Origin of the sequence: Streptomyces sp. CG 926, assembly GCF_003148825.1 — a bacterium.
Lineage (GTDB): Bacteria > Actinomycetota > Actinomycetes > Streptomycetales > Streptomycetaceae > Streptomyces.
The window spans coordinates 1-2694 of the sequence record NZ_QGGZ01000037.1; the positions used below are offsets into that span (position 1 = coordinate 1).

The window sequence follows — 2694 nt, forward strand, 5'->3', positions numbered from 1 at the left end:
CGCCACCATGCACAACCTCGCCATGACACGGTGAAACAGCAGGCCAGACGCCACTTCGACCCGCCCAGGCCCGACCTTCTGCAACACCCTTTAGGCCGTGTGTCGAAAGTGGATCTTGGGCTGTGAATGATCACGGCTCATGGGTCGGAGAGATCTCACGGACGAACAGTGGGCTGTGCTGGAGCCGCTGTTGCCGAAGGGCGCCAGGGCGGGGCGGCCGCCCGTCTGGCCTCGGCGGCAGCTGATCGACGGCATACGGTTCCGTGTCCGGACCGGCGTTCCGTGGCGGGACATCCCCGTCGAGTATGGCCCGTGGAACCGGGTCTATGACCTTTCCCGCCGGTGGCAGCGGAACGGAACCTGGCAGCGGATCCTCACCCGCCTGCAGTCCTCGGCCGACGCGAAGGGTGCGATCACGTGGGATCTGAGCGTCGACTCCACGGTGTGCCGTGCCCATCAGCATGCGGCCGGGGCCCGCAAGCGGGGCGACCTGCAGAAGGAACCACCGGGCGGCATCTCCACCGAGCCCCATGATCACGGGCTGGGACGCTCACGCGGCGGGTTCACCACCAAGCTCCACCTGGCCGTCGAGCAAGGCCAGAAGCCCATGTCGATCGTGATCACGGCAGGACAGCGCGGCGACTCGCCGCAGTTCGAACCGGTGCCGGAGAAGGTCCGCGTGCCCCGCATCGGCCCGGGCCGGCCACGCGTCCGCCCCAACCGCGTGCGGGCCGACAAGGCGTACGCCTCCCGCAGAAACCGGGCCTACCTGCGCCGACACGGAATCCGCTGCACCATCCCGGACAAGGCCGACCAGGCACGCAACCGCCAGAAACGCGGCTCCCGCGGCGGTCGGCCGCCGCATTTCGACCCGGCCGACTACCGCGAGCGCCACGCGGTCGAGTGTGGGATCAACCGCCTCAAGAGACACCGCGCCGTCGCCACCCGGTACGACAAGCTCGCCGTCCGCTACGAGGCGACTGCGCTCGTCGCGGCCATCAACGAGTGGCTTTGACCGGAGGTAGCTCTCCCGTCCTGGTTCACCAGTCCCGGCCGGCGGTCAACTCCTCTGCGTCCGCTTCCGTGAACTCGTATGCCGACGCGACGAAGCAGAACTCGTCACAGATCCACTCCCGCGCCACCGTCTCGATCTCGCTTCCGGCCGCCACGAACTCGCTGTCCAGCAGGTTGAACTCCTCCGTCGCAGCCTGGGTGAGTGCATACAAGCTCTCCAGGTCCGACGGCCGCTCGGCCTCGATGCGCTCGCACAGCCGCAGCAAGATCGCCTTTCCCCGGTCGACCACGTGATCAGGGAAATACGAGTCGTCGTACATCTGCCGCAGGAACGCATGTCCCGCTACCTGCTCGTTTGTGATCGGCATGGCACTTCCCTACCTCCGCGAAAAGCTGACGCGCCGATCATGCACAGCACCACTGACAGCGACGTCCCCATGGATGCCAGACCTCACGCGACCAGGACTTTCACAACAGGCTCTAAACTTGCCGTTTAACGTCCGGCTTCGAACAGACGAGCCTGATGTGCACCGTCTCCGCGGCGCGAGGGTAGTCCGTCGACAGTGATGTCAGTCCGCTCGGGCATGATCGGCTTCGATCAGGCTTTGCGATGGGGTGGTGTGACGTGGGCGAGTGGCGGACCGATCCGACGTTCGCGATGTGCCGAGCGTTGGCAGACGGGGCCAAGCTGTCCTCGTTCGTGGGCGGGCCGTTCGACGTGCGGGCGGTGATGGCCGACATCCGGCCCGAGGCCAAGGACGGATTTCTGCTCGGCGAAGTTCCCTGGGAGCACTTCCCTCAGGGGAGTGATGTCAGGGAGGCCCTCGACCTGTTGCATACCGGCGACTCGCCTGGTCGCACCGGAACGGGTGTTGTGAGCGGCCTGTGCGCCAATGACATGCGGGCCGCTGCCGTGCTCGCCGTGCCGTTCCTGATCCGGATCGCCGCGGACACCCGCCACCGTCACCGTGCCCAGGCCCTCGCGGAAGTCTCCTGCCCGGCCCGCGCCTGCTACTTCGGCGTCGCCTCCCGCGACCAACTGCTGCTCCATCGCGCCAAGACCTACGACAACCTCTACGACGGCTACGGCGTCGAGGTGACCGGATATCCGGCGGGCTGGTCAATCGCCGCCGCCCGGGCCGCGATTACTGCCGACATCGCCATCCTGCGGCCCCTTCTTGACGACCCCGACCCCACGGTCCGCATCCGCGCTGCCTACGTCCTGGCCACCGCGGCCGACCCCGAGCGCGGGGTTCGTGCAGCCTTCCGCTCCCGGCTCGCCGCCGAGCAGGATCCGATCGTCCGCGCCGCCCTGGTCCTCGCCACCGCCGAATCCACCCGAGCCCACCCCCACCCGGCGACCACCGATTGGATAGGAGAGCTGTGGCGGGACCGGACACAGGCGCCCGAGGTCCGGCTGGCCGCAGCGACCCGAGCCCACCCCCACCCGGCGACCACCGATTGGATAGGAGAGCTGTGGCGGGACCGGACACAGGCGCCCGAGGTCCGGCTGGCCGCAGCGATCGGCTGGCTCTGCCTCACCGATGAACCCGCCCCCGACGACTTGCGCGCCACCGTCGACGACCTAGGTTCTGTCTCTTTGGTCATCGCCGTGCCCAGATGAGGATGGCGGCGAGGTGGAGTGCGGCCTGGTAGGAGATGGCGAGTTTGTCGCATCGG

General features: G+C 67.9%; 3 protein-coding genes. 2 read left to right on the top strand and 1 reads right to left on the bottom strand.

Features of this window, described 5'->3' with window-relative positions:
- Positions 1 to 139: 139 nt before the first annotated feature.
- Complete coding sequence (locus BCL76_RS38325; protein ID WP_109784112.1) at positions 140 to 1015, top strand: IS5 family transposase; 876 nt, start codon at positions 140 to 142, stop codon at positions 1013 to 1015.
- Between the two features lie 25 nt (positions 1016 to 1040).
- Here BCL76_RS38325 and BCL76_RS38330 read toward each other — a convergent pair whose 3' ends face one another.
- Positions 1041 to 1382 carry a DUF5713 family protein gene (locus tag BCL76_RS38330; protein ID WP_109784113.1) on the bottom strand — a complete coding sequence of 114 codons (342 nt, stop codon included), beginning with the start codon at positions 1380 to 1382 and terminating at the stop codon, positions 1041 to 1043.
- 302 nt (positions 1383 to 1684) lie between these two features.
- Here BCL76_RS38330 and BCL76_RS38335 point away from each other — a divergent pair, with 302 nt between their 5' ends.
- The gene (locus BCL76_RS38335; protein ID WP_258310165.1) at positions 1685 to 2638 is read left to right on the top strand and encodes a HEAT repeat domain-containing protein; all 954 of its coding nucleotides are present in this window, start codon (positions 1685 to 1687) and stop codon (positions 2636 to 2638) included.
- The last annotated feature ends 56 nt before the right edge of the window (positions 2639 to 2694 follow it).